The sequence below is a fragment of the Pseudoalteromonas sp. J2K-J031 genome (genome assembly GCF_058197095.2).
The window spans coordinates 766,001-792,134 of record NZ_CM200279.1 but is presented as its reverse complement, the minus strand read 5'-3'; the positions used below and the strand labels follow the sequence as shown (position 1 = coordinate 792,134).

Genomic DNA, 26,134 nt, shown 5'->3' with positions numbered 1-26,134 from the left:
CTTAGCTATCAAAATTGCCGCTATTTTAGCAGAGATGCGGGCACTATCACGCCTTAACTGAATTTTACGTACAAAAAAAGGTGCCGCAGCACCTTTTTAAGTCTTAAAAGCCTTATGGCTTGAGTGTTTCTTTTCGCTCATTATAAAAAGCGATTAAATCATCGACCGTTGCTTGGCAATATTCGCGAATACCCGATACCAGCATGTGTTTTTCGCCAGTGCCAACTAGCAAGCCATTTTCGATTAGGTTAAAACGCAAAATGATTTTGCCGCGCTTACCATTTAATTCAAATTCAGGCTCTGCAAACTCAAGCTCTGGCGCTTGAATATCAAGGTGTTTTAAATCAATCGACATCGATTCATAAATCACCATTGGGCGTGATGGATTGATCATCACCGCTTGTTTGCCCATCAATGGAATAATTACATGAGGAAACGTAGTACCAGAGAACTCAACGTAATTTTTAATCAGGCTATCGGTCAATGTTTGGCACGTTGAAGTTGCCCCCGAGCGTTCAACCGATAAATACACTTTTTCACCATCGGTTAAATCAAACTTATCAGCACCTTGTGGCAAAATAAGCTCAACCGTTTCATCGACCATGCCGCAAAAGGTGAAGTGCATTTTTTCACTGATGCCAAATTTATTTAAGATCAACGAAAAAAGTAAATCTCCGGGAACACAGAATTTTTTCGCATCAACATCATGCAAAGGGTTAAAATCATCTGCGATTAATTTGGCAAAACGGCTGCCTTGCTCACGAGTGAAAGAAATACGGTCGTCGGTTTGGTGATAAAAGCTACTTAACATACACATCTACTGCTTGATTAATTTAACCGCCGCATTCTATCAGCGAACTGATGAAAAAGAGGTCGAATCTGTTGTGATTATACTTAATCCCACAATTAACGTGAATAATTAAGCGATCCCTTGTGCTATTTTGCAATAAAAAAGCGACCTCACAGTCGCCTTTTTACCACTGGCTTATTAAGCGTTTTGATAAACCTGATAGGCTTTTTCAAATGCTTTAGCTTGTTTTTTCGAGACACCTAAATGGCCTAAAGCCGCACGTAAACGCGCGCGTGACATATCAGAACCTAAAATCTCCATTGCATCAACCACTGACGTAGAAGATGTCTTACCAGAAATAGCGACAAAAATAGGCTCTAAAAACTCTTTAATTTTCAGTTCGTGATGGGTGGCAACCGCTTTTGCAATGGCAAAAATCTCGTTTTTATCCCATGTACGCAGCGCTTCGAGTTCCCAAATAAAGATTTGTAACGCTTGGCGAATTACATCGGCATCGGCTTTTCCTGCGCTTAATAATGCCGGATCGTACGTTGGCATACCAGCCACAAAATGCCCTGCCAATTCAACTAAATCAGACAACGTATTAATACGCGTTTTAGCTTGTGGGATCACTTTAGCCATTAAATCCGCGTTAAACTTCCACTCCAAGAAACGCTGAATTAACTGCTCATCAGTAAGATTTTCACGGATCCACAAACCGTTTAACCAATTGAGTTTATCGATATCAAAAATCGGGCCGCCAAGCGACACACGTTTAATATCAAAATGCTCAATCATGTCATCAAGGGTGAACTTTTCACGCTCATCAGGCATTGACCAACCCATACGGCCTAAGTAATTAAGCAATGCCTCAGGTAAAAAGCCCATTTCTTTGTAGTAATTAATCGAAGTTGGGTTTTTACGTTTTGATAATTTAGATTTATCTGGATTACGTAATAATGGTAAATGACCTAAAACTGGCGGCGTCCAGCCAAAATCTTGATACAACTTTAATAATTTTGGTGCAGAGTTAATCCACTCTTCACCACGGAAAATATGGCTAATTTCCATGTGGTGGTCGTCCACCACGTTAGCTAAAAAGTACGTAGGGAAGCCATCAGCCTTCAACAGCACTTGCATATCAACATTTTCCCAAGGGATTTCAATGTCGCCACGCAAGTAATCTTCAAATACAAAAGTCCCGTCTTCAGGAATATTCATACGAATAACGTATGGCTTGCCTGCGGCTAAATTGTCATTGATTTCTTGAGCCGATAACTTCAAGCCACGACCATCGTACTTTGGACGTAAACCCGCAGCTACTTGTTCATCACGCATTTGGTCTAATTCTTCGCTGGTCGCAAAACAGTAAAATGCTTTACCCGCCTCAACCAATTGATGTGCGTATTTACGATACAGCTCTGAGCGCTCAGATTGGCGGTATGGGCCAAACTCACCACCCACATCAGGGCCGTGATCCCAATTAAGACCTAACCACTTTAAACTATCCATAATCGCTTGTTCTGATTCACGCGTGCTACGAACCTGATCGGTATCTTCAATACGCAAAACAAATTCACCACCTTGCTGCTTGGCAAAGCAATAATTAAATAAAGCAATATACGCGGTGCCTAAATGAGGATCACCCGTTGGTGATGGTGCAACACGAGTACGAATAGTCATCTGTTAAATCTCTAAAAATTAAGTCGGTTATGGCCGCGAAGAGTAGCATAAAGGAGATCATTTTCGAAGTGATATTAGGATTCAATATAAAAACGAGAACACCCTGATTTGGGTTTTATCAACCGAAAAAAGGATCTGTGTCAGCATTTAAATAACGTTTGGCTATAATCGCGTAGCGATGGCCAACTGTTATTTTTCCGTTTAAGCAACTTGTATGGCATTTACTCGATGCTTTCTTTATAAGTAACTAACAACTTCAAAATACCTGTTGATAGCGACTCTAGACTGTAACCAGAAAAAAAACTATGCCATAGCTTTGGTACTTTGTTAGTTAGAATGACTATCGCCATATTTTTATCTCTACAACACACAACAATTGAATGCTAGCCAAAAGTGCCACCATTGTGCCACGCTTGTTATATGTACATTACTAATTTTATTGGATTTTTATTAAGCATTAACTTGGTTTTAATGGCAAGAAACAATGTAGGAACCTGTAAAACTAGAAATGAAGTAGCTAAGCCTTTAACCGATACCTCAGCCGCCCCAGTCAAAACAACTACCGCAGACAAGGCAAGCCAAATTATGAAGAAAAATAATCCACAACAATCAGCGCTGGCCCATAAGTTAGGGCGCTGTGTCTATTTCATGTTAAAAAACAAAACGGTGTTTGATGAACAACGATTCTTAAAAGGATAAGTCGCGTAATAAGGTGAGCTGAACGTCTAACTAGGTACTCTTGAAAAAGAGAAGCGAGCATGACTGTGAATGAGGTGGCTAATGAAGCAATGACTTCTCACCATCATCACTATGCCAAAAGCTATTTAAGCTACATTGCCTATTCTCGATTTTACAAAGAGTGACACCTTGATTGGCGCGCATTAATACAATTAACAAAGTCGTTTACACCTTAAATGAGCCTGAAACTAACTGTGTAAAAAGCACCTATGACTTGAATAGTGCCATCTTAGGGTTAACCGATAAATGTCTCGACTTTGGCTTCCTGCGTCGCTCTACCTCCTAAATCCATTTAGTCGTAGTGCCCCTGATATTTCAATGGATTGAAAAGCGTTAGGCAGCATTCTTTTTGTTAAAGATTTCGTACTTAGAGAGCCTCTATTGGTGTTTGCATACTTTTATTTTTAACAGCACGACGATTTGACAGCTAAATGACAGACGAAGTAGATGAATTTGTTGATTGATTTGGATTTGACCGCTTGCGCGGTCAAAAAGATAAGTAATGCCTATTGACGAGAGATCGGCTCATATGTGTTATACGTGTTTTCACCCGTTTATTCAGTTACTTCAAGAGCCACTAACTCACCATCTACATCAAACATAACACCATCAACAACCGTTTTTACACGCTTATTTTGCAATAATGTTAAAAGTTCTTTTACATAGTCTTTATTGTCTTCTACTAGGATTTTACCTGTATTATCGAACTTTATTTTCCAATTTCCTGCTGCGTCTGCAACAATCTTTAATTTAGTTAACCAAATATCGTTCGTGTAATAACCTTTTTCGTGAACTGAGGCTAGCTGTCTCATTAAATGTTTATCATTACCAATAACTGTTGTTAATGTGTCACTCGAAGTTGCGACCATTGCTGAACTGGCACATAAGGCTGTAATGGCTTCTGTTTTCTTTTCTTTTAACCTTTCATGATAATTCATTGCTACTTCAAACTGCTTTATATCCGCTATGAACATATCATCTTTAAATTGGATAAAATCAATATAAGGAGTTATTTGAAAGCGAGGATCATTATCAATAGACACGATGAGTTCATTGTTTATAGGAGCAAAACTTAAAAATTTACCCGAGGTCTTATTAACAGACCATGAGCCGCTTATATATCTGAAAGCGAATAGGCTTTGTTCAGGTTCACCAAAAGTTAGCTGTATGACATAAGCGTTATAATCATTTAACTCAGATTGATCTAAAACATAGGGAATATTCCCTGTAGTTACTAACTCTTCCATTTGAGAAAAGTCTGTTGCAGCTTTTTCTACATGAAAAAATCTATTATCTTGATTGGTATTAATTGTTCGTAGTTCACAGATGTGCTCATTACCAGCAATACATTCAGTAACATAACTTTTAAAGCTTTTTTTATGCTCATTTTCTACTTTTAACCTTTTAACACCAAGAAAACGTTTTTCTTTATTTTTAGTACTAATTTTAGCGACATAGATATTTATAACTGCATTTTCTAAGTCTAAGCCTTGTAATACTTCTAATTTTCGATCTAATGATGCCTGATCTAATTGATTTTGCGCTGCTTGCACAGCAACAGGCTGAGCTTCTAAATTTTCCATGTCTAATCCTTACTCCGTATAATTTTTTTGGGGAATATAAAGTGAATTCCAGCCGTTTCTTTTACTTCAATACTTTCATTGGAAGCTTCAACAGTTCCTAAACAAAGTACATTTTCTTCATAAGTAGATGTTCTTCCAACTTCTTTGTATTTTATTTTATATAGCCTTATACCCATTAATAAAAACATAGGGTTTAAAAGAGAGATCTGCTCTTTATGAACGAAAGAGAATATAAAAATCAAAAAAACTAAAAGGGAAATTATTGTTTGAATACTTTCATAATTGAAAGCAAATAAACCTATTAAAAAAGGTAACGTATAATTAAGCATATCTCCCCGAACCTGAGAAACTGCGTTAATTTTTATCGGGGTTCCACCTTCTTGATGTGTTAGTAATGAACGGATAAGGCGTGCGACAATTAAACTTGCAAATGAAGAAATAAAAAATAAAACTAAAGCGTACCAACTTACTTGAACGCCCCATGATAAAAGACCAAACTTTAAGCCTGATGTTTTATCTGAAATATCCCTAATAAGCAGAATCAAGAATAAAGGGTAATATGCCGACAAGAATATTAAAGCTTCAACCCAAAGAGATGGAGCCATTTCCTTTGGCTTATGGTTAATCATTTATTCATCCTATATTTAAATTAACACTTAGGCTAACACACGCACCAAGCCTATTTACACGTATAACGCCTAACATAAGGTGCGCCACGATAAATTCACCAAGCGCACCAAACTCCATACCAAAACCGCCGAGTGTAACGCGTCACCTTGATGTTTTTGTTAGCACACTGACCCACAGCACTTTTTGAATTTCTTCCCACTACGGCACGGGCATATTTCATTGCGACCAATTTTTCTACTTTTTGGTGCAGAATCAGCAAGCATTTGTGGGATGGGCCTTTGTGGCATTGATGGAAACATATGATCTAATGTCATACTTCCTATACGGACACTGCCACCGCCAACACCTATAGACATTGAATTATTATTAATATCAAACCCTACTTTACTGCCTTCAATATCCATTGAATTAGACGTTAATATTTGACCTGACGGTGTAATAACCCTCAAGTTTTGATTTTCACGACAAGATAGTTTTACACCTAAATGTTCCATCTCTAGACGTTCAATCACTAAATTATGTGGAGGATCTGAACGTAGAGAAAGAACAATATCACCAAGGGCTTTCCTTATTGTTATTCTCGTACCGACAACTTCTACATCCCAATTATCTGTAGTTGTAATCCACTCATTATCGACAATTTTTAATATCTCGCGACCATCTCTATCAGCCAAATATGCATTTATTTGAAATGGTGCACCTTCCGATTCTGGGGGCTTGATAGAAAATACATTATCTCCATTTATTCTAATTAAGGTTTCAACGCCTTTACAATTTAATGTGCCAATTGTAATTTTTGGCTCAACCAAACCTAAGTCAAAAGGGCCAAAAGAAAACCCTTTTTGTTTACAAACAGGATTATCAGATCTGATTTTTATCGTTTCTTTAGATAAGATTTTTCGAGTAACACGGTCATGGCAGCCGCCACACAGGAGAACTATATGATCTGGGTTATGCTCAGTTGCTTCCGCAAATGTAGGATCTAAATGCTCATATTGATAAACTGCATTCCCACAGTTCACACAACCAAAACCGCAGCGCTGTCTAATCTCACGCTTAATACCAGCCTCAATTGTGTCTTTTAAGCCATACTTATTTATTCTCACCAAAAGCCTCCTTTAAGTGTGCTAACAGCTTATTAGATCCCATAATGGTGGGATAAAATCCCCCAAAACGGCGGATAAAACATATCCACAATATTTACATCATTTTTATTCTTAGTAAACAAGCAATTATAATATCTATCGAGACTACGCTGTTATTTCCCGACAAAACGGCGACGAATAATGTTATTGGACACCTCATCAAACCCTGTACTCATCAACAGTATTACTTTCGTTCTATCAACAGATAAAAGCGGCCGAGCTTTGCTCGCCTTCGCAAGCAGGCTTGCACCTACAGTAAAATATCAAAAGCTCGGTGTGCGCAGCGCTCGGTGCCCTCTGTGGTGAAAGCCTTTTAACCACTGAACTTTTTTGGTGAAAAAGAAGGTTAACCACCGAGGTTAATAGAAACACAGAGGAAAGAAAAAGCTATTAATTAGTTGGCTTTACTCACTTAGCTTTGCTCGGTGTGCGCAGCGCTCGGTGCCCTCTGTGGTGAAAGTCTTTTAACCACTGAGCTTTCTTTGGTGAAAAAGAAGGTTAACCATCGAGGTTAATAGAAACACAGAGGAAAGAAAAAGCTATTAATTAGTTGGCTTTACTCACTTAGCTTTGCTCGGTGAGCGAAGCATCGGTGTATTTTGTGGTGAAAAAGTACTCGGCGGTGAAAAATCACAATTTAATAAAGTAGCATCAGGCTAATACCCAACCACAAAAGCCTGCCGAGTTTCGCTCGCCTTCGCAAGCAGGCTTGCACCTACGCAAAGCTTTCGATACTCAAAAATACAAAACCACCACGCATTTTTGTAATAAAAAACCGCTTACATTACTGCAAGCGGTTTATGGTAAAATAAATTTAATTTACAAAATCAAACGCTGACTCGTTAAATTTTAAACTCGGCAATTAAATTCTCTAATTGCTTCACTTTTCCACCAAGGGCAATCGCAGTTTGCTCTGCACCGGCGGTTTGACTAACTGAATCATTGGCGATATCACTGATTGTGGTAATATCTTGCGTGATTTCTTTGGTTACAGCGGTTTGCTCTTCAGCCGCACCAGCAATAGATTGGATCATATCATTCACTATCGCAGCCAATTCAACTATTCGCTCTAAGGCATCTCCTGCTGCTTTGCTGTGCTCAACCCCTTCAGAAACAGCCTCGGTACCCCTTTTCATTTTTGATACCGCTGTGTCGGTTTCTTTTTGAATTGCAGTAATTGAATCAGATACTTCCTTGGTCGCTTTGGATGTTCGCTCTGCAAGACCTCTCACTTCATCGGCAACTACTGCAAATCCACGACCAGCTTCGCCCGCTCTAGCAGCCTCAATTGCGGCATTAAGGGCTAATAAATTGGTTTGTTCAGCAATTGAAGTAATAACACTGATGATTTGACCAATTTCAACGCTTCGCTCACCTAAACTACTGACTGTATTTGCTATTTCTTCCATTAAATCAGCCACTCGTTGTGAGCTTTGAACTGCATTGTTCATCACCACACCGCCTTCAGCGGCTGCGCGCCCTGCTTCACTGGCTTGACCGGCTGCATCTTGAGTTTGCGCTGCAACTTCATTTACTGTTGCGGTCATTTCTTCTGACGCAGTTGCTATTTGATGAGATTTTGAGGCTTGCTCTTGGCTACCAGCATTAATTTGCTGGCTGGCATGAGTAAGAGACTTACTAGCTTCTGATACATCTTTGGCCACTAAAACTATTTCTTTAATTAAGCGTTGCAGTGCTTTTTGCATATCATTAATCGATATGGCTAATTCACCAAGTTCATCGTCACGGGTAATCTGTATTTCATCTAAAGACAAGTTACCTTTGGCAATCTCACCGGCTTGATTAGTTAATCGTTTTAAACGATATGTGATACTGCTTGATAAGCGCCATGCAATGACGCACCCGATCACTATAGCCAAAAAGGTGGTGATAAAAAGCGTATTCGTAGCCGTTATTAATGCTCCGATTAATGAGGTAGAACCCACTCCCGCTTCACGTATTTCATCATCGGATGCAGCCTCTAATAAATCAGAAATTGCGTATAAATGTTTTTGCTTTGCATCAAAAACTGCATTTTGCGCTTTGCTTTTTGCCTCTGGTGTTAAGGTAGTAAAAATTAATTCAGCATTGCCATATATTGTTTGTTGTAACGTGATAATTTTATTAAATACGCTTGGTTCAATATATTGCTGTAAATTATTTAAATATTTTTCATTTTCTGTTTTATGATCATAAAAATATTGTTGTGCATTATTCATTCCTGCAACGTAGCGCCCAACAGATGCTAATAAATCGTCTGTTTCATCTTCAAGCTCTAAAATATAACGCATCAACTTTACATTTTCAGAGCTTAATCCTGCATCAAGCTTAACTAAAACCGCATTTTTTTCGTTTGCTAAAATTGCTTTTAATTCTCCCGCGACTTCATACCGGGTTTCAAAAAACAATTGCAACGCTTTTTGTTCTTTTTCGAACGAATAAACATTAAACACTTTTTGCTCTAACTCTGATTTAAATGCCTCAACGCTTGATAATGTATTGTCTAATAACTCGCGCGATTCTGCGGTTGCTGATTCAATCACGACCAGCTTTGTATGAAAGCTTTTAAATTCGTTGTAATTAGACATAAAATCTTGCTTGGCCGAAGACTGCCCTAATGTATAAGCCATGGCAGCTGATGCCATGTCATCCATTTCATCTAACAACTCAAGATAATAAACAACTCCTGGTAAGTCATCATTGGCGATTTCTTTGGCAAATCCGATAGAAAGACTTTGTTTTTGCCACACAATTAAGCTGGCGACCATCATCACAACCAAAACCGCACCAAACGATAAGTAGAGCACTTTGCCTATCGATAATTTCAAAATGTATTCCTCTTTGATTTAAACACTTTATGCTGTGCTTGAACGAACCTGTTACTTAATATTAGTTCAACTAAGATATAGTTGAGTTAAATCAATAAGAAAAATCAGCAAACAAAAAAGCCTTAACTTTATTAAATTAAGGCTTTTTTGTTTGAAATACAGGGACAATTATTAGGTAAAGCGTTGCTCTAGATAACGGATGATATCATTTGACTCATACATCCAAGTCACCTTGCCCGCCACTTCAATACGTAAACAAGGAACTTTGACTACCCCACCTTCATTTTGTAACTCTTTGCGAATCACAGGATCGTTTTTAGCATCGCGCAGCTCAATCGTTAAGTTTTGACGCTTCATCGCACGGCGCACTTTGACACAAAATGGGCAGGCATTAAATTGATACAACGCCAATTGTTTAGTTTGCTTGTCAACGATGTTTTGCTCATGTGGCGCACGTTTAAGTGCTTTTGGCTGAAACAAAAAATCAAATAATAAAATCAAACGACCCAATAACCAACGAACAAGCTTCATACTGCGTTCCTCTTAAAAATAGGCGGGCACTTTACCACAGCCGCATCAAGCAAGTTAAGTATTTAACAGCATCTATTAGGTAAAAATCCGCACTAAAAAACGCAGGGCGCTGATGAGCAGTTCAAGCTGTGACATGCGAGCAGTGAAGGTGCTGCGCAATCCTAAAATTCAATATCAGTGCTTGAAGCTATATCAAGCACTGACTTTGAATTTAGCTGCGAATTAGGCCATCTCCAATGCCAATCCATTTGTAGGTTGTGAGCGCATCAAGTCCCATTGGGCCGCGGGCATGTAGCTTTTGAGTCGATACCGCAACTTCTGCACCTAACCCAAATTGCGCGCCATCGGTAAAGCGAGTGCTGGCATTGACATACACAGCAGCCGAATTGACTTGGGCAACAAAGGCATCAGCACTTTTAAGGCTTTGGGTTAAAATGCCATCAGAATGACCGCTTGAATGCGCTCGAATATGAGAGACTGCAGCGGCTAAATCAGGCACCACTTTAATGCCCAAGGTTAAGCTCAACCATTCGGTATCAAAATCATTGGCTGTTGCAGCGTCGCACTGTTGAGTTAAAGTAACGGTTTGCGGGCAGCCTTTAAACGTAACGCCAAGTGCGCTTAATTTTGGCACTAAACGATGAATAAACTCATCAGCAATACGTTGGTGAATTAATACCGTATCAAGGGCATTACAGACACTTGGTCGTTGCACTTTGGCATTTTCTATCACCGCCAGTGCTTTTGTAAAATCGGCCGACTCATCAACAAACAAATGACAAATGCCAATACCCCCTGTAATAACAGGAATAGTGCTGTGCTCAACACATACCTGCTGTAAGGTTTGCCCACCACGAGGAATAATCATATCGATGTATTTATCAAGCTTCAGCAATTGGTAAATCAGCGCACGATCGGGGTCGGCAATTAACTGCACTGCCTGTGGATTAATTCCGACTTCAACTAATGCCGCTTGGATCAGTTCAACCAATAACACATTTGAATTGAGGGTTTCTTTACCGCCCCTTAAAATAGCGGCATTGCCGGTTTTTAACGCTAAACACGCTATATCAATAGTAACATTGGGCCGCGCTTCATAAATAACCCCGATTACCCCAAGTGGTACGGTGCGTTTTTTTAAAAATAAACCGCTTTCTAATTGTTTACCTTGGTATTCCTCGCCAATTGGGTCACTAAGAGCGATTAACTGTTCAATATCTTGGCAAATACCTGCCAAGCGCTCTTTGGTTAATAATAAACGGTCGAGTAGCGCATCGGTTAAGCCAACATCTTTACCTGCTGCAATATCTAACTGATTGGCCGCTAAAATCGCCTCCTGATGTTGCATTAACTGCTGGCTAATGGCTTTTAAAGCTCTGTTTTTATCACTGCTTGACAGTATTGCCAGTTGATAACTGGCTGTTTGTGCGTCTTTGGCTAATTGTTCTAACATAAAATTTTCACTGTTTTGTGGCACACATTAATCATCAAGCAATACTAAGTCATCACGGTGGATCACTACTTTGCCGTTATCAAACCCTAATACCGCTTTAATTTGCTCAGAATGGAGGGTTTTAATTTTGTTTAAATCGCTGCTGCTGTAACGGCAAATGCCTTTGGCTATCACCTCACCTTGCACGGTAACAAGCTCTACTAAATCGCCGCGTTCAAACAAGCCTTTAACCTGTGTCACCCCTTTGGCTAACAGGCTTGAGCCTTGCAAAACAATGGCATCGGTTGCACCGGTATCGAGCACAAGCTTGCCGCTGCTTGAGGGGCCGGCTAATAACCAGCGTTTTCGCCCTTCAATTGCGCAGTCAAGGGCTTTAAAGCGCGTACCAACCTCCGCTTGATTAACCGTATCAACGATGACATTAGGGCGATGCCCTGCGGCAATAATCGTTTCAATACCTGCACGACGTGCAGCATCAGCCGCTTGTAACTTAGTCGCCATGCCACCTGTACCTAAATTTGTACCACTGCCACCAGCAAGGGCGCGCAAGTTATCATCGATTTTATTCACTTCGGTAATTAACGTGGCATCAGGATTTGAACGTGGATCGGCGGTAAATAACCCCGGTTGATCGGTTAATAATAAAAGTTGGTCGGCTTGAGCCAAAATTGCCGTTAAAGCCGATAAGTTATCGTTATCGCCAACCTTTATTTCGGCGGTCGCCACCGCATCATTTTCATTTATGATGGGCACAATATGGTGTTTTAATAAGGCATGCAGGGTATCTCGGGCATTTAAATAGCGCTCACGGTCTTCTAAATCAGCGCGGGTTAATAACATTTGCCCCACATGAATGCCGTAAATATTAAATAAGGTTTGCCACGTTAAAATCAGTTGCGATTGCCCTACAGCGGCCAACATTTGTTTATTAGCCAGCACCGATAAATCACAACTTAAATGTAAGTGCTCTTTTCCTGCAGCCACAGCGCCGCTTGAAACCAAAATAACTTTGTGACCTTGTTGTCTTAATTGTGCACATTGGCGAACTAACTCCACCATATGCGCTTTATCTAAGGTATAACTGCCGCCAGTTAGCACACTTGTGCCAAGCTTAACCACGATGGTTTTACTAATGCTCATTTGACCCTCTCATTCCCAAAAGCGCTCTAGTTATATCAAATCAACTTGGTAGTACAAGCTTTAATCACTTGAAAAAATTAAATACGCTAAGCTGCGGTGCGTTAAGCAAAATGATATGATTTTTTTCCTTGAAATTTATGAGTGTTTCTCATGCCTGCCAGTTTATGTTTGATCATTGCGACCTTTTTGTGGGGAAGCTCATTTATCGCCTTAAAATATGCGATTGCGATTTACGACCCAGCCGTCGTTATTTTTGCTCGCATGCTCACTACGTTGCTCATTTGTGTTTTATTGTGGCGCTATGTAAAGCGATTTGAGTATCAAAGTGGTGATTGGAAATATTTGGTCAGCATGTCGTTGGCAGAGCCCTGTTTATACTTTTTATTTGAAGGCCATGCGATGGAATACACCTCTGCCTCACAAGCTGGGGTGCTGGTATCGTGTTTGCCAATTATTGTTGCGGTGTTGGCGTTTTATTTACTCAAAGAGCAGTTATCTAAAGCAATCATTATTGGTTTTAGCTTGTGTATTGGCGGCAGTATTTTATTAACCTTGGTTTCACCCCATTCCGACCAAGCACCTAACCCATTACTGGGTAATTTTTTAGAATTTTTAGCCATGATCTGCGCCGCCTATTATACCGTCAGCGTAAAACACTTAGCTGCACGCTATTCACCGCTATCTTTAATTGCCTTGCAAGGGTTGAGCGGCAGCTTATTTTTTGCACCATTTTTATTTTTTGTTGAGCTACCCACTGAAATAAACAGCAATGCCATTTTCAGTATTTTATATCTGGGTACTTTTGTTACTTTGGGAGGTTATGGGCTTTATAACTATGCCATTAGTAAAATCTCGGTACTTACAGCGGCAGCATTTTCTAACCTCATTCCCATTTTTGCCTTGCTGCTTTCGGCAATCATTTTACAAGAAGTGCTGACTCTTTGGCAGTGGTTAAGTATTGGCGTGGTCTTTATCGGTATTTTGGTCAGTCAACAGCATGCTAAGCAAATCAAAGATAATGCCGACCCATTGGGCGAACTTGAACACATAAACACCGAGGAGCCAGTAAAGAACTCCTCTGCGCTTTAACGACTTTTTAGGCGTCACTCACTCTTTGTGCGGTGACTAAATAACGCTGCGTTGTTCCAGCCACTGGGCTATTAAACGGATAACACGTGGCCAAATAAAGGGTTGATGAAGGCTGAACGTGCGCTAAAAATGCGGTGTCGGTGGCAACAATCACCGTCAAGTCAGTCACTTTATACTGCCACCACAGGCCACTTGGTTGTTGTACTTGCAGTATTTGCCCACGTTGCACATCGGCTAAAAAAGCAAAATGACTGTCATTATGCCCTGCAATTAAGGCCGATTGCGCGCGCGATTGCGACAAATCCGACACTAAAAAAGCAGGCCCAAATGCTAAAGTGCGCAAATTAGCCTCTGCTAATACATAACGCTCAACATTAAGCGCCGGCACCCGTAATTTTGCCACTGGGTACGTATCGGCATAAAACCACGGCTTAACGTTATGCTGCCCCAAAAGTGTTGCCTGCCACGCATCTGCAATTAAATATTGTGCCAGCCACGCCTTGCTTTGTACGGTGCCCCCTTGCAACATTAAAGCTGTGCCCACTACCACTCCTAATGCACACAACCAACGCTTACTGTGTTTGCTCATTACGCCACCAGCCCATTGCGGCCAACATCACTAACATAAAACCGACCACTAATTGCCACACGCTTTGGCCACCCGTTTGTGGAATTGGCGCACTCCAGCCTTTTACCGCCATCGGTGTAATACGGCTTTCACCATGCGCTGGCTGTAAGCTGCTTGGGGTTTTATCAACCGCTAAAAATGAGGTGTAAGGGCTTAGTAACTGATATTTAAGCGCCAGTGTTAATATTTGAGCGCCAATTGGTTCAGCGTCGTTATCAGCCGCCCTAACCTGCAGCATGCTTAAAGATTGAATTTGCTGCCTTGCCCAAAGCCTCGCTATGTTACTGCCACTTTGTGCTTGGCCAAGCATAAACTGCGCATTAAATTGACCAAACGCTTGCTGCCCGCGTACGTTGATTTGGTTTTGCCCCGGCTTGAGTTTGATTGCTACCATCATCGCTTGGTTAAAATATAAATCGGCAATTGGTTTGGGCCAAAAATCAAGCGCATCATCATTTTCATCGGTGATAGTCAGCGCTTTAAGCGCAGCATTGGCCAATTGTGCAAACAGGTTTTTCATTGTCTTTTGCACATCCGTCACATCACCAATAAAAGTAAACGTTCCACGACCTAGTGTGGCTGCGCGCGTCATGAAATAACTGTTAGGCGCAGCACCAATGCCAATGGTAAAAATTCGACTATCGCCCAAATTCTCGCTGATTTTTGCAAAAATCTCGCTTTCGTTGCTGATACTGCCATCGGTCAAAAATACAATTTGGCGTAAATAATCCCCATGCTCACTATTATCAAGTACCCGCTCAAATGCTAATCCTATTTCAGTGCCACCATCAGCCTTTAAACCATAAACAAAATTACGCGCTCGGCGAATATTAAAATCGTTGGCAGGCAATGCTTGCACGTTAAACGCAGTAACGGTGCTATTAAATTCGATGATGTTAAAGCTATCTTGCGGGTCTAAATTAGCCAGAGCAAAAAATAATGCACTCTTGGCTTGCTCTAATGATTCACCATGCATAGAGCCTGAGGTATCAATGACAAAAATCACTTCACGCGCTAGTCGCTGCGCAGCAATAAACTCATCACTGGGCGGCATTAACATCACTAACGCGTAATCCTCGTTTTCAAACTGCTCTTTAAATACCGCAGCCTGAATAGCCGTTTGATTTTTAGGTTTTATCCTTAATACAAAATCACGATTGGCGAATGTTGTACCCTGTTTTAAACTCACTTGATAATGATTATTGCCAATAACTTGCTGATTAATGTCATGATAAGGCGACACTAAGGTATCGAGTTCAAATCCTAAGTTAAGCGCTATCGATACACTTTGTTTAATTTTTTCATCAGTTATACCTTGCCCCATTGCTTTGGCACTTTGTGTTTCAAGCTCATCAATAAAAGGGGGTGGGGTTATCTCGCTCGCACTTGGCCAATTGCCTTGTAAATCAGCATCAAAAACCAGCCGCTTTGGTTGATAGCGCGGCGCAACCACCATCGGAAAACGCACCGTAAACTCACCTTGTTCATAATGCAATAATTGCTGATACACCAAGGTTACTTCAACCGTTTGCCCCGCCTCAATATTAGCCACTTGGCTAACAAATAAATTAGGGCGCTTTTGGCTCACTAAACTGGCCTTTTTACCTTGTTGTTTTGCAACTTCATAGGCTTGCTCAGCTTGTTTTTTTTCTTTAATTTCACCCACAATCACCCGCTCACCAACACGCATTTGCATCTCGTATACTGCGCTGTTGTCGGGTAACGAAAAAGCGTAGCGGCCATTTAACACTTCTGAACTAGTATTTTTATAGCGCTGCGTGACCGTTACCTTGTTGATTAAACCGGTTATGGTCATTTGCGCGTCACTGCTTAGCAACAAACCTTGGCTAACCAGCCGACCGGAGCGGTCGCTAAGCGCCAAGGTTGCAGCGGCGTTATCTGTTGATTCGATGGCAAAAACAGGTCGACTGTTCAGCATGAACACTGTCGCCAACCCGCAGCAAAACGTTGCCAAAACACAGCGATTGATATTGAACATTTAGGAACTCCGTGGCAAAAAGCCCTGCAACTGGCCCACTCAAACACGGTTTGATTGGCTGGTTCGCGCAATTGCAGGGTAAACTGTTAATAGTTTTGGTTACTGGCTGTTGCTTCAATTGGTTGGTTATTTTTTGCTTTTAGCGTGACGCGACGATCAAAAAAGTCACCTTCAAAATCTTGCTGCGCAGCCAGTGCATGTTGTTCACCAAAGGCATCGGTATTTAACCGCACCGCACTCACACCTTGTTTCACCAAATAGGCTTTTACATTAGTAACACGTTGTTTTGATAAAATAAGGTTGGCTTGCTCATCACCACGGCGGTCGGCAAACCCCTGCAAATCTAACGATAAATCGGGGTTTTGAGCTAATACCGCCGCAACTTCATCAAGTTGGCTGGCAAAATGCGTTTCAATGGCACTTGAGCCACTTCTAAATTGCACAGTCATCGCCATTAAATTATCTAAGCGTTGTTGTTGCAGTTTGTTTTTCTCAAATTCAATTTCAGATAAGCGGTTTTCGAGCGCTTCGTTTTGCGCCATGAATGTTTGCTGCTGTAACCCTTGTTGCTGTTGCAATGCCACTAAGTCACCTTGCTGCGCTTTAATGATTTTGCTGTCTGATGCGGTTTGCCCGATTAAACCGCCTGTTAGCGCGCCAATAAATGCGCCCACAGGGCCGCCTAACGCAGCACCTAATAACGCCCCCGAACCAAGCCCAATGGCTTGTTCTTTATTTTCGCGCTTTGGTGTGTGCTCTGCCGATTGAGCATTAGCCATAACTGGCGCAGATAATAATGTGGCAAGTGTGATTGTAATGATGGTCTTTTTCATAATGTTCTTCCTAAAAAGTAAGCAGACTGGTTGGAGTGCTTGTGTGTTTTGATGGAGTTCATTAAACACCAGCCAAGTGGCAACAAAAGGGAGCAAAAAAGGCAAACTGGCGATCAATTGTGGCAAAAAAAAGGCAATTGCTGTTTTACTGCTTACAAGTTGATTTTTTTCGGTATAGTTCGTTTATTGAATTTAAAACCTGCGTTAAAAGCCAAGCTAAAATGAAACACATTGCCATTGTTGAAGATGAAACCGCCATTCGCGAAAACTACACTGAAATGCTCACTAAGCAGGGCTATCAAGTGCAAGGTTACGCCGACCGCCACAGTGCGGAACTGGCGTTTAAACAGCAATTGCCCGATTTAGCCATTGTTGATATCGGTCTTGGTGATGAAATCGATGGCGGTTTTACCTTGTGCCAAACCTTACGTTCGCTTTCTAAAACCTTGCCGATTATTTTTTTAACCGCCCGCGACAGCGAAATCGATACCGTGTGTGGCCTGCGCATGGGGGCAGATGACTACCTCACCAAAGACATTAGTTTGCCCCATTTAGCGGCGCGTATTGCGGCGCTTTTTCGCCGCATGGCGGCGCTAGAAGTGCCCGTTGTTGCACAAAACATTCTCAGCCGTGGGCCGCTGAAAATTGATACCAATCGCATGCAAGTCAGCTGGCACGACCATGCTATCGACTTAACCATTACTGAGTTTTGGATGGTACATGCCCTCGCGCAGCGTCCAGGCCATGTTAAAAGTCGCAACGACTTAATGACCGATGCCAAAATTTACGTTGATGATTCCACGATTACTTCTCATGTAAAACGAATTCGAAAAAAATTTATTAAAGTGGACGCCGATTTTAACTGTGTCGATACCGTTTATGGCATGGGGTATCGCTGGGAGCACAGCTAATGCGCCGTGCCAGCTTTGGTTTGCGCAGCCAATTTATTTTGTTATCGAGCTTTTTGCTGCTTCTGCCTTGGCTTGGTTATGAATATGTGTGGGAAATGGAAAAATACCTGCGCAAAGGCCAAGAAAAAACCTTAGTTGGCACGACCCGAGCACTCGCCACCGCATTACATGAACGCCCAGCCTTGTTTGATAGCCAAGCCAGCTTTTTAAAACAAGTTGAAAAAGGCCGTGATTTATATGCCTACAACATCAATGGCCCAATTAAACTCGATGGAGACTTTAACGAATGGCAGCTGTATCGCCCGCTATTTTGGCAATACGATAGTCGCTATTTACTGCCACAAAATGAGCAGCACCAAAACAATGATTTAGCGTTTGAACACATGGTCGGCAAATACGAGAAACACCTTTATGCCATTTTTGATGTTACTGATCAGCAAGTAGTTTTTCGCCCAGCCAATAGTCTAAGTATTACCCGCAACGACCATCTTAAAATTGCGTTTCAAGACAGTGATGGCAGTTTAAAAACCTATATTATTGCGCCAAGACAACAAGGCTGGATCACCGCCTATGATGAAGCCGATTTATCGGTTGTGCCTCAAATTCAAGGCCATTTGAAACTGGCCGAGGGCGGCTATCACATTGAATTGCGCTTACCGCTTAACATGCTGGGTAAAAAACTCGGTTTTGCCATTGTTGATTGGGATGGCCCCAATACGGGCGTTAAAACCATGGCAACTTCAAACCTTAACAATTTAACTGAGCTGGGTACGGTACTGGTACCATCGCCCGAAATTGAACGAATTATCAAAGGCATGGGTCACTCTGGCAGCCGAATTTGGGTGGTCGATACCCATCATCGGGTGCTGGCACAATCGGGTGATATCAAACATGCCGATGGCGTGTGGGCCAATAGTCTTGATGGATCTGAGCAGCCTACGTCATGGTGGGATCAATTTGAAAAAGAATACCTTCATCCACTTTATTATTTGATTTTAACCCGCCCTGCCGATGAGTTTATTGATGAACTTTATGATAATGCCGCCCTCGAAGGTGCGCATATTAAAGCAGCACTTAAAGGGCGCGCTGAATCGAGCTGGCGCCTCACGCCAGATAAAAAGGCCGTTATTTTATCTGCAGCCTATCCCATTTGGATTGATGATAACGTGATGGGCGCAGTGATTGCAGAAGAAACCACCAATGGCGTGCGCTCCATTCGCAACAAAGCCCTTGAAAAACTCTTTACCGTTATTTTAGCGGTGATGCTGATTGGCACATTTACGTTATTCTTTTTTGCCTCGCGCATTTCATCGCGCATTCGAAGATTACGGGATTTAGCCGAACAAGCTATCGACCCACAAGGTCGTGTGCTCGGCGAGATTAAAAGCTCAAATGCGGGTGATGAAATTGGCGACTTATCGCGAAGTTTTGCCAATATTGTTGGCCGCTTAGGGGGTTACACCCATTATTTAGAAAATATGTCATCGCGGTTGTCTCATGAGTTACGCACGCCTGTGGCTGTGGTACGCTCATCACTTGAAAGCTTGCAGCTTGATGAGCTCGCGCCTGAGCAACAAAAATACATCGACCGCGCTACCGAAGGTGTTAATCGACTCAATAAAATTATTACCACTATGAGTGAAGCCACTCGTTTAGAGCAAAGTATTGCCCATTCAGAGCGTCAAATGTTTGATTTAACGAAAGTGATTAACGGCTGTATGCAGGGCTATCAAATGACTTATCCAACCGAGCGTTTTGAGCTAAAGCTCACTGAGCAGCCCATTATGCTCAACGGGGTGCCGGAGTTTATTGCCCAATTGCTCGATAAAGTCATTAACAATGCCATTGAGTTTGCCACCCCACAGACCCCGATTGTGGTTGAGCTCAGCCATGATGATAAAAATGCCAAACTCACCATCAGCAATCAAGGGCCAGCCCTGCCCGATAAAATTGGCGACCATATTTTTGATTCTATGGTCTCGGTGCGCAGTCAAGCTATGCAAAAACAGCCCCATTTAGGGCTTGGTTTATATGTTGCCCGCTTAATTGCCGAGTTTCACCATGGCCGGATTAACGCCAATAACGTCAAAAATCCACAAGGTGTCGTAATTATTTTAACCTTGCCTATACCTGTTAATAAATAACCTGGGGTCTGAATAATCACTCAGGTCAAGAGCATGAAAAAACACTATAAACTCAACCCGCTTTCAAATGGTATAAACTTTCTAAGCTAGTTGAGTCTATCGCGCCCAAAATCTTCAATACTTTCCCAACCTTGGCATCCTAAAATAACAGCACTAACAGGTAAAGCTATGATATAAAAGAGCTTGTTAATAACTTTAGCTTTTTGGCGAGGATCATCAATAAATGCGAAGTATTTCAGAAGTAGGGATTCAGACATAAAAGTGCTAGCTTAAAAAAGTATAAGTTCATATTTTTAAGTCAAAGTAAAATTCGTGCTCTTGCGCTGGAAGTACACCGAATTTAAACGAATATGGTCGCTATACTTTTTTTCTGGTTAATACCAATTGATACTTTTCAAAGAGTTTTAAAATAACATTTTTGCACAATGGTTTAATAATATAACCTTTCGCACCTGTCATAATAGCCTTGCGCACCGTTGCTTTATTACTACTACCTGTCAACATAATGACTGGAGTTTCTTTATTAATACTTTGTGTATTACAAACTTGATTTAATAAATATAAACCGTTGGTATCAGGTAAAAAAATATCCATCAATATCAAGTCAAATTTTGTTTTCATTAATACATCAAAGGCCCGCCGACCCGAAACAGCCGTTTCAATATGTACATTTAAATGTTTAAATAAACCAAGGGTTATATTTAAACTCACCTCATCGTCTTCTACTAACAAAAGTTTGGGAGGTTCTTTCTTCACTGGCGGCGTCGCAATGTCAAGTTTTGTGATACCTGTATTATGCAACTTATTAAACGAAGGCTCTGGGACTGACTTTTTTACCTCTGTTGCCGAATCTATTATTGCTTGTGCATCGACCTCATCGGCATCTTCGCTAATTATTTTTTGTAATAAATTAATTGCTTTTGATTGCAGCTTTAATAATTCAGGCCGTATTGCATCCGAGCGTATAGCAGAAAGTGTATTTTTTAAAATATCCAAATCTAGTTTTACTTTTTGATCATGTTGAATTTTATCGGATGCTTCATCTAGTGCTTTATCAATATTTCTTAGGCTCTGTGAAAACGCATCTTTTAATTCATTCTTACGATTAACACCTTGCTCGATCACTACCTTCGCTTCATCAGAAAATAAACTATGTCGAATCAAAAAGTCTTCACTTTTTTCGCTCGGCATTATTACTCCCATCATCTCCAGTAAGCGCTGACAAATAACCACTGGCCGATGCAACTCATACAAAGGACGAGCGACCAGATAATCGTCAACAATGCCGCATTTCACAGCATCAAACGCGCTATTTTCTTGTAATCTTGAAATCAAGGTCACAACCGAATGCTCACAAATAGCGCGATTACCAACCTTATCCATCGCGGCATAATAAAATGATAGCGACTCATGAAATACTTCATTAGAAATCAAAAAAACTTTTGTTGTGTCTTCTATTAATTGCTCTACAAGTAACTCAACTTCCCCTATTACTAATACACGCTGAAAACTATTATTTAAAATACTCAATAATAGCTTCACTTCATCAATATCCTTAGTCACAAGGACAATATGACTTCCACCTTCTTTTTTCATTTCACAGAACCCGCTTTTCGAGTAATTCAATAATTTTTGCTACTTCCATAATAATTTTCTCAACTAAATCAGCATATAGTTCGACATTTATTGGTGTGGCGGATAATACATTCTCTAATTGCTGGCACTGACAATTTAACTGTTTGGCTCCAATATAAAGCGCGCTACTCTTTAAGTTATGCGCTAATTTTTTTACTTGTGCAAAATTATCGAGAGCTGATTCGGCTTCAATTTGAAACAATCGCTCTTTCATATTACCAATATAACGAGTTAAAAATTCAGTTGATGTTTTGGGGTCAATGTCACCTACAAATTGTGAAATCACCGATAAATCGAAAGGCTCGCGACAAGAAAGCTTGTCGTGATGGCTCTGCCCTATGTTCCAGCCGTCATCATCACCATTCAAAAATAACTCATTGTCTTGCATAAAGTCATCATCGCTATGAAGTAATACTTGCTCTAAAAAGGCGTAAATATTTTCTCGTGAAAATGGCTTAATGAACACCTCATCTGCACCAGCCTCCAAACATAACTCTAAACATTCGTTAGTTTTGTCTGCTGTCAACACGGCTATTGTTACTAAATCTCGCTCTTGTTCAAATTCGATTTTACGAATTTTTTCGGTAAACTGCGCACCGGTTAACCCCGGCATTTGATAATCAGAAATAATCACGTCGTATCGTTTATTTTGAAAAGCATTGACAGCCTCTTTAGGTTGATCATAAAAATCTGCATGGACGCCAAACGACCGTAGTTGCTGGTCAATAACAAACGTATTATCTGAATTATCCTCAACCACTAATACTGTCAATTGGCTCAAATCTAAATACGCTAATGTATGCTCTGTATTTGTTTTACTTAGTAGTAAATACTCATTTGGGTTTTCAATTAATTGATTTAACGCCGAAAGACGAATAGGAAATTGATAAAAAACAGGGTAGTTTTTTAACTCTACAGGAAGAGAGTCATCTAGTAATATCGCTATATTGTGCTGACTTGGACAGTACTGCTCTAGAAAAGAGAGCTCATCCGCAGTTAAATAACTCGGGTTGATAAAAAACCAATCAAACTCACTAGCAATAAAATCAACCGTGAACTTTTTATATTCCACAGAAAAATTAAAATATTGGGTGTAAAAGCCAAGCGCTTCGACAAATCTTTCACTGTTGCTGTAATAATGCTGTCTTGTCGGTTGACGCAATTGTGCGTATTCAACTTTCTGCGCCTCAAATACAGCCATAGTTACATCAAAATAAAACGTCGCACCATGGCCTAACTTACTCTCAACGTGAAGTTCAGAACCCATTAAATGACAAATATTTTGGCTAATATTAAGCCCCAGGCCTGTGCCGCCAAATTGACCATGAATATGTTTATTGGCCTGACTGAATCGTTCAAAAATTAGCAGCTGATCTTCTTCTGAGATCCCAATGCCATTATCAACCACTTTAAAACGCAGTTGGATCTCTCCTGCACCCTCTTGAAGGTCTGCTTTTAACGTTACGTGCAAAATAACCTTACCTGTTTGGCCATTTTGAAACTTAATTGCATTACTGATTAAATTGCTTAGTACTTGAGTTAAACGTAATTCATCAACTTGAATAAAAATCGGGATGGAGGGGTCAAAATATAATGAAAGCCAAGCGTCTTTTTCGGGGGAGTTTCCTGATGAAAAAGATTCAATTACATTTTCGCATAAAACTTGCAGATTACAGGGGATTAAATCAAGTGTAATTTTACCAGCCTCAAACTTCGTAAAGTCAAGCACATCATTGAGTAAATCAAGTAATTGATGTGCACTGCGATGTATTGTCTTTATATTTAAATTACCTTTAAATTGTGCGTCATCAATGGTGAGATCTAACAGCCCTATAATTGCGTTTAATGGAGTACGTATTTCATGCCCCATAGCCGCCATAAAATGACTTTTAGCCTCACTTAAATTGCTTGCTTGCAAATAAGCATTATCAAATTGCTCTGTTAGTTGCTGAGTATAAGAATTATCAATAATCGCCAGTAATCTTAAACCCGATGGCGTTATATTATGATGACACTGATACACTACCCCTCTATCTGTCACAAGCTGAAACTCTGTCGGCAAGCTATTCGATTTTTTTTGATGAGTTAAATAAATTAGCTCTTCATAATCATAAATATGCTCTTGGCATTCTGAATAAATAAGAAAACCAATCGCTCGTTCCAATGACCCCCCTATAAAACGATTTAAATCGACATCTTGAAAAAAATTTTTTGCTTGTCGATTAAAAAATGAAATTTCACCTTCACCATTACATAGAATCATTCCATCTGATAACGAATCTAAAACATCACAAAAAGCAGAGGAAAGAAACGAACCTGACGCTAAACGACTATTTTTATTTTCAAGTGATGTTATGTCGCACGTTAATAATAGCTCCTCATTAACCAACTCAATACTCAAGACCGAGATCACATAATTGAGGTAATCAAATTGATATTTTTGATTACCTGATTGTCTATGTAGTCTCACTTGCATTTGCAATTGCGCTTGTGCACTATTTAATATCTCGTTTTGAGCAAAAAGCGCATTGCTATCGATTAATATACCTTGTAATGAGACTCGACATGCAGCATTGCTAATTAAATCTAAGTTAATCGTCACATTCCACCTGACACTTTTATTATCTAAATTAAAGATAGTCGCCAAGGTAACAAAATCAACTGTTGCCAAAGCATATAATATTGTTATTGTTGAATAAAAAACAACGAGAATCATTATGACACTACACAAACTGATTGCTGCCACCGTGCTGCTTGGCAGCAGTTTTTCGGCATTAGCCGAATTTGAACTTATTCATAACGTTAAAGGGTATACCCTTACCCGCCAAGGCGAGCTTAAAACCTTTTCAACTCTCGTATTTAAAGATGGCAAAGTGGTGCGAACCGGTGATGAAGGCTTATTAACAAGTTATAGCCAAGCTAACAAAATTGACGGTAAACAACAGGTTTTACTACCTGGTTTAATTGACGCCCACGGCCACGTTATTGGTTTGGGTCAAAACTTAGTGCAACTGGAGCTACGTAATACTCGTTCAAAAGCCGAAATCGGTGAGCAGTTAAGCCGTTTTGCCCAAGGTAAATCTGGCTGGATTATTGGCCGCGGTTGGAATCAAGAAAACTGGCCAGAAAAACAATTCCCAACAGCAGCCGACTTAGATAAATACGTGAACGATCGCCCAGTTATTTTATCGCGAGTTGATGGCCATGCGGTGTGGGTCAATAGCAAAGCAATGGAACTTGCAGGCATTAACTCAAGCACTAAAGCCCCAGTCGGCGGCGAGATTTTACGTTTAGAAAATGGTGAGCCTAGCGGTATTTTTATTGATAAAGCCGAAGAACTTATTCGTGTTCACCAACCACAACCAAGTAAAGAACAGTTAAATTCAGCCCTTGATGCCGCAGGTCAGCACCTCTTAGCCCTTGGGATCACCTCTGTGCACGATGCGGGCATTGATTACCCAACATGGCAAATGTACAAAGAACGCGATAGCGCGCATACCCTCCCCGTACGTATTTTTGCCATGTTAAGTGCAACCGATCCGAAACTTGAAACCATGATGCAAGCTGGCGTGTATAAAGAACAGCATGACTTTTTATCCATTCGCAGTGTTAAAATCTATGCCGACGGCGCTTTAGGTAGCCGAGGCGCCGCACTGATTGATGATTACGCTGACCGCACCGGCCACAAAGGGCTAATGCTTGAAAGCCAAGAAAAGCTCGAGCAACTCTTTGAGCTCAGTTTTAAATACGGTTTTAGTGCCAATACGCATGCTATCGGCGATATGGCCAACCACACAGTGCTTGATGCCTATGAAAATGTGTTTAAAAAAACCGGCGGTAAATTACTGCGCAATCGCATAGAACATGCACAAATTGTGACCCCTGCTGATATTCCTCGTTTTAAAGCGCTAGGCATTATTCCGTCAATGCAACCTGTGCATGCAACATCTGATATGCACATGGCAGAACAACGCCTTAATGCAATGCAATTACAAGGCGCATACGCGTGGCAAAGTTTCTTAAATCAAGGTTCAAAAGTAGCAGCAGGATCAGACTTTCCGGTTGAATTAGCTAATATTTTTGATGGCTTGTATGCCGCAATTACCCGAATGGATCACAACCAACAGCCAGAGCGAGGCTGGCGTAATAACGAAGCTTTGAGTCGCAAAGATGCCTTTAGAGCCTTTAGTCTTGATGCCGCTTATGCGGCGCATCAAGAATTTAAATTAGGCTCTTTGGAGCAAGGAAAGTGGGCTGATTTTATTTTAATTGACCAAGACATTTTCACCATTGATGCGGCCGATATTTATAAAACCCAAGTACTTGAAACTTGGTTAGCTGGTGAGCAAAAATATAAACGGTAAATTCACCGCA

20 protein-coding genes are annotated in these 26,134 nt (G+C 40.7%); 5 read left to right on the top strand and 15 right to left on the bottom strand.

Going from position 1 to position 26,134, the window contains the following annotated elements:
- Nucleotides 1–112: 112 nt before the first annotated feature.
- Both AC3KZC_RS03595 and gltX read right to left on the bottom strand, forming a co-directional pair.
- Nucleotides 113–811 (bottom strand): DUF3581 family protein, encoded by a 699-nt coding sequence (locus tag AC3KZC_RS03595; RefSeq protein WP_490579118.1) that lies wholly within the window; start codon nt 809–811, stop codon nt 113–115.
- A gap of 177 nt (nt 812–988) precedes the next feature.
- On the bottom strand, nt 989–2,473 hold the full coding sequence (gene gltX / locus AC3KZC_RS03590; protein ID WP_490579119.1) for a glutamate--tRNA ligase: 1,485 nt from the start codon (nt 2,471–2,473) through the stop codon (nt 989–991).
- 420 nt (nt 2,474–2,893) lie between these two features.
- Between gltX and AC3KZC_RS03585 the strand changes: the two genes are divergently transcribed.
- The gene (locus tag AC3KZC_RS03585; RefSeq protein ID WP_518525925.1) at nt 2,894–3,172 is read left to right on the top strand and encodes a hypothetical protein; all 279 of its coding nucleotides are present in this window, start codon (nt 2,894–2,896) and stop codon (nt 3,170–3,172) included.
- Nucleotides 3,173–3,765: 593 nt separating this feature from the next.
- On the opposite strand, the gene AC3KZC_RS03580 is transcribed toward AC3KZC_RS03585, so the two are convergent.
- The 7 genes from AC3KZC_RS03580 to proB form a co-directional block, all read right to left on the bottom strand.
- Nucleotides 3,766–4,794 (bottom strand): Kiwa anti-phage protein KwaB-like domain-containing protein, encoded by a 1,029-nt coding sequence (locus AC3KZC_RS03580; protein WP_490579120.1) that lies wholly within the window; start codon nt 4,792–4,794, stop codon nt 3,766–3,768.
- 2 nt (nt 4,795–4,796) lie between these two features.
- Nucleotides 4,797–5,423 carry a KwaA family protein gene (locus AC3KZC_RS03575; protein ID WP_490579121.1) on the bottom strand — a complete coding sequence of 209 codons (627 nt, stop codon included), beginning with the start codon at nt 5,421–5,423 and terminating at the stop codon, nt 4,797–4,799.
- A 159-nt stretch (nt 5,424–5,582) separates the two neighbouring features.
- Nucleotides 5,583–6,530, bottom strand: a complete 948-nt coding sequence (locus AC3KZC_RS03570) for a YecA family protein (protein WP_490579122.1) — start codon at nt 6,528–6,530, stop codon at nt 5,583–5,585.
- Nucleotides 6,531–7,411: 881 nt separating this feature from the next.
- Nucleotides 7,412–9,397, bottom strand: coding sequence for a methyl-accepting chemotaxis protein (locus tag AC3KZC_RS03565; RefSeq protein ID WP_490579123.1), 1,986 nt, complete (start codon nt 9,395–9,397; stop codon nt 7,412–7,414).
- A gap of 171 nt (nt 9,398–9,568) precedes the next feature.
- The gene (locus tag AC3KZC_RS03560) at nt 9,569–9,928 is read right to left on the bottom strand and encodes a glutaredoxin family protein (protein ID WP_490579124.1); all 360 of its coding nucleotides are present in this window, start codon (nt 9,926–9,928) and stop codon (nt 9,569–9,571) included.
- A 211-nt stretch (nt 9,929–10,139) separates the two neighbouring features.
- Entirely contained in the window at nt 10,140–11,381 is a 1,242-nt protein-coding gene (locus AC3KZC_RS03555) for a glutamate-5-semialdehyde dehydrogenase (protein ID WP_490579125.1), read from the bottom strand.
- 27 nt (nt 11,382–11,408) lie between these two features.
- Nucleotides 11,409–12,521 (bottom strand): glutamate 5-kinase, encoded by a 1,113-nt coding sequence (proB, locus tag AC3KZC_RS03550; RefSeq protein ID WP_490579126.1) that lies wholly within the window; start codon nt 12,519–12,521, stop codon nt 11,409–11,411.
- Between the two features lie 150 nt (nt 12,522–12,671).
- Here proB and AC3KZC_RS03545 point away from each other — a divergent pair, with 150 nt between their 5' ends.
- The gene (locus AC3KZC_RS03545) at nt 12,672–13,610 is read left to right on the top strand and encodes a DMT family transporter (RefSeq protein WP_490579127.1); all 939 of its coding nucleotides are present in this window, start codon (nt 12,672–12,674) and stop codon (nt 13,608–13,610) included.
- Nucleotides 13,611–13,617: 7 nt separating this feature from the next.
- On the opposite strand, the gene AC3KZC_RS03540 is transcribed toward AC3KZC_RS03545, so the two are convergent.
- The 3 genes from AC3KZC_RS03540 to pdsO all read right to left on the bottom strand — a co-directional run bounded on the left by AC3KZC_RS03540 (nt 13,618) and on the right by pdsO (nt 17,070).
- Nucleotides 13,618–14,199, bottom strand: coding sequence for a class GN sortase (locus AC3KZC_RS03540; protein WP_490579128.1), 582 nt, complete (start codon nt 14,197–14,199; stop codon nt 13,618–13,620).
- A complete protein-coding gene (locus AC3KZC_RS03535) occupies nt 14,183–16,177 on the bottom strand; it encodes a marine proteobacterial sortase target protein (protein ID WP_490579129.1) in 1,995 nt (664 codons plus the stop codon). Before AC3KZC_RS03535 ends, AC3KZC_RS03540 begins: the two co-directional genes overlap by 17 nt.
- 146 nt (nt 16,178–16,323) lie before the next feature.
- The gene (pdsO, locus tag AC3KZC_RS03530; protein WP_490579130.1) at nt 16,324–17,070 is read right to left on the bottom strand and encodes a sortase-associated OmpA-like protein PdsO; all 747 of its coding nucleotides are present in this window, start codon (nt 17,068–17,070) and stop codon (nt 16,324–16,326) included.
- A 221-nt stretch (nt 17,071–17,291) separates the two neighbouring features.
- Here pdsO and pdsR point away from each other — a divergent pair, with 221 nt between their 5' ends.
- Nucleotides 17,292–17,981, top strand: coding sequence for a proteobacterial dedicated sortase system response regulator (gene pdsR / locus AC3KZC_RS03525; RefSeq protein WP_490579131.1), 690 nt, complete (start codon nt 17,292–17,294; stop codon nt 17,979–17,981).
- Nucleotides 17,981–20,125 carry a proteobacterial dedicated sortase system histidine kinase gene (gene pdsS / locus AC3KZC_RS03520; protein ID WP_490579132.1) on the top strand — a complete coding sequence of 715 codons (2,145 nt, stop codon included), beginning with the start codon at nt 17,981–17,983 and terminating at the stop codon, nt 20,123–20,125. The genes pdsR and pdsS overlap by 1 nt, the downstream gene beginning before the upstream one ends.
- 86 nt (nt 20,126–20,211) lie before the next feature.
- On the opposite strand, the gene AC3KZC_RS03515 is transcribed toward pdsS, so the two are convergent.
- The 3 genes from AC3KZC_RS03515 to AC3KZC_RS03505 all read right to left on the bottom strand — a co-directional run bounded on the left by AC3KZC_RS03515 (nt 20,212) and on the right by AC3KZC_RS03505 (nt 24,476).
- A complete protein-coding gene (locus AC3KZC_RS03515) occupies nt 20,212–20,382 on the bottom strand; it encodes a transposase family protein (protein WP_490579133.1) in 171 nt (56 codons plus the stop codon).
- A gap of 100 nt (nt 20,383–20,482) precedes the next feature.
- Nucleotides 20,483–21,721, bottom strand: coding sequence for a response regulator (locus AC3KZC_RS03510; RefSeq protein ID WP_490579134.1), 1,239 nt, complete (start codon nt 21,719–21,721; stop codon nt 20,483–20,485).
- Nucleotide 21,722: 1 nt separating this feature from the next.
- Nucleotides 21,723–24,476, bottom strand: coding sequence for an ATP-binding protein (locus AC3KZC_RS03505; protein ID WP_490579135.1), 2,754 nt, complete (start codon nt 24,474–24,476; stop codon nt 21,723–21,725).
- Nucleotide 24,477: 1 nt separating this feature from the next.
- Here AC3KZC_RS03505 and AC3KZC_RS03500 point away from each other — a divergent pair, with 1 nt between their 5' ends.
- Entirely contained in the window at nt 24,478–26,124 is a 1,647-nt protein-coding gene (locus tag AC3KZC_RS03500) for an amidohydrolase (RefSeq protein WP_490579136.1), read from the top strand.
- Nucleotides 26,125–26,134 lie beyond the last annotated feature (10 nt).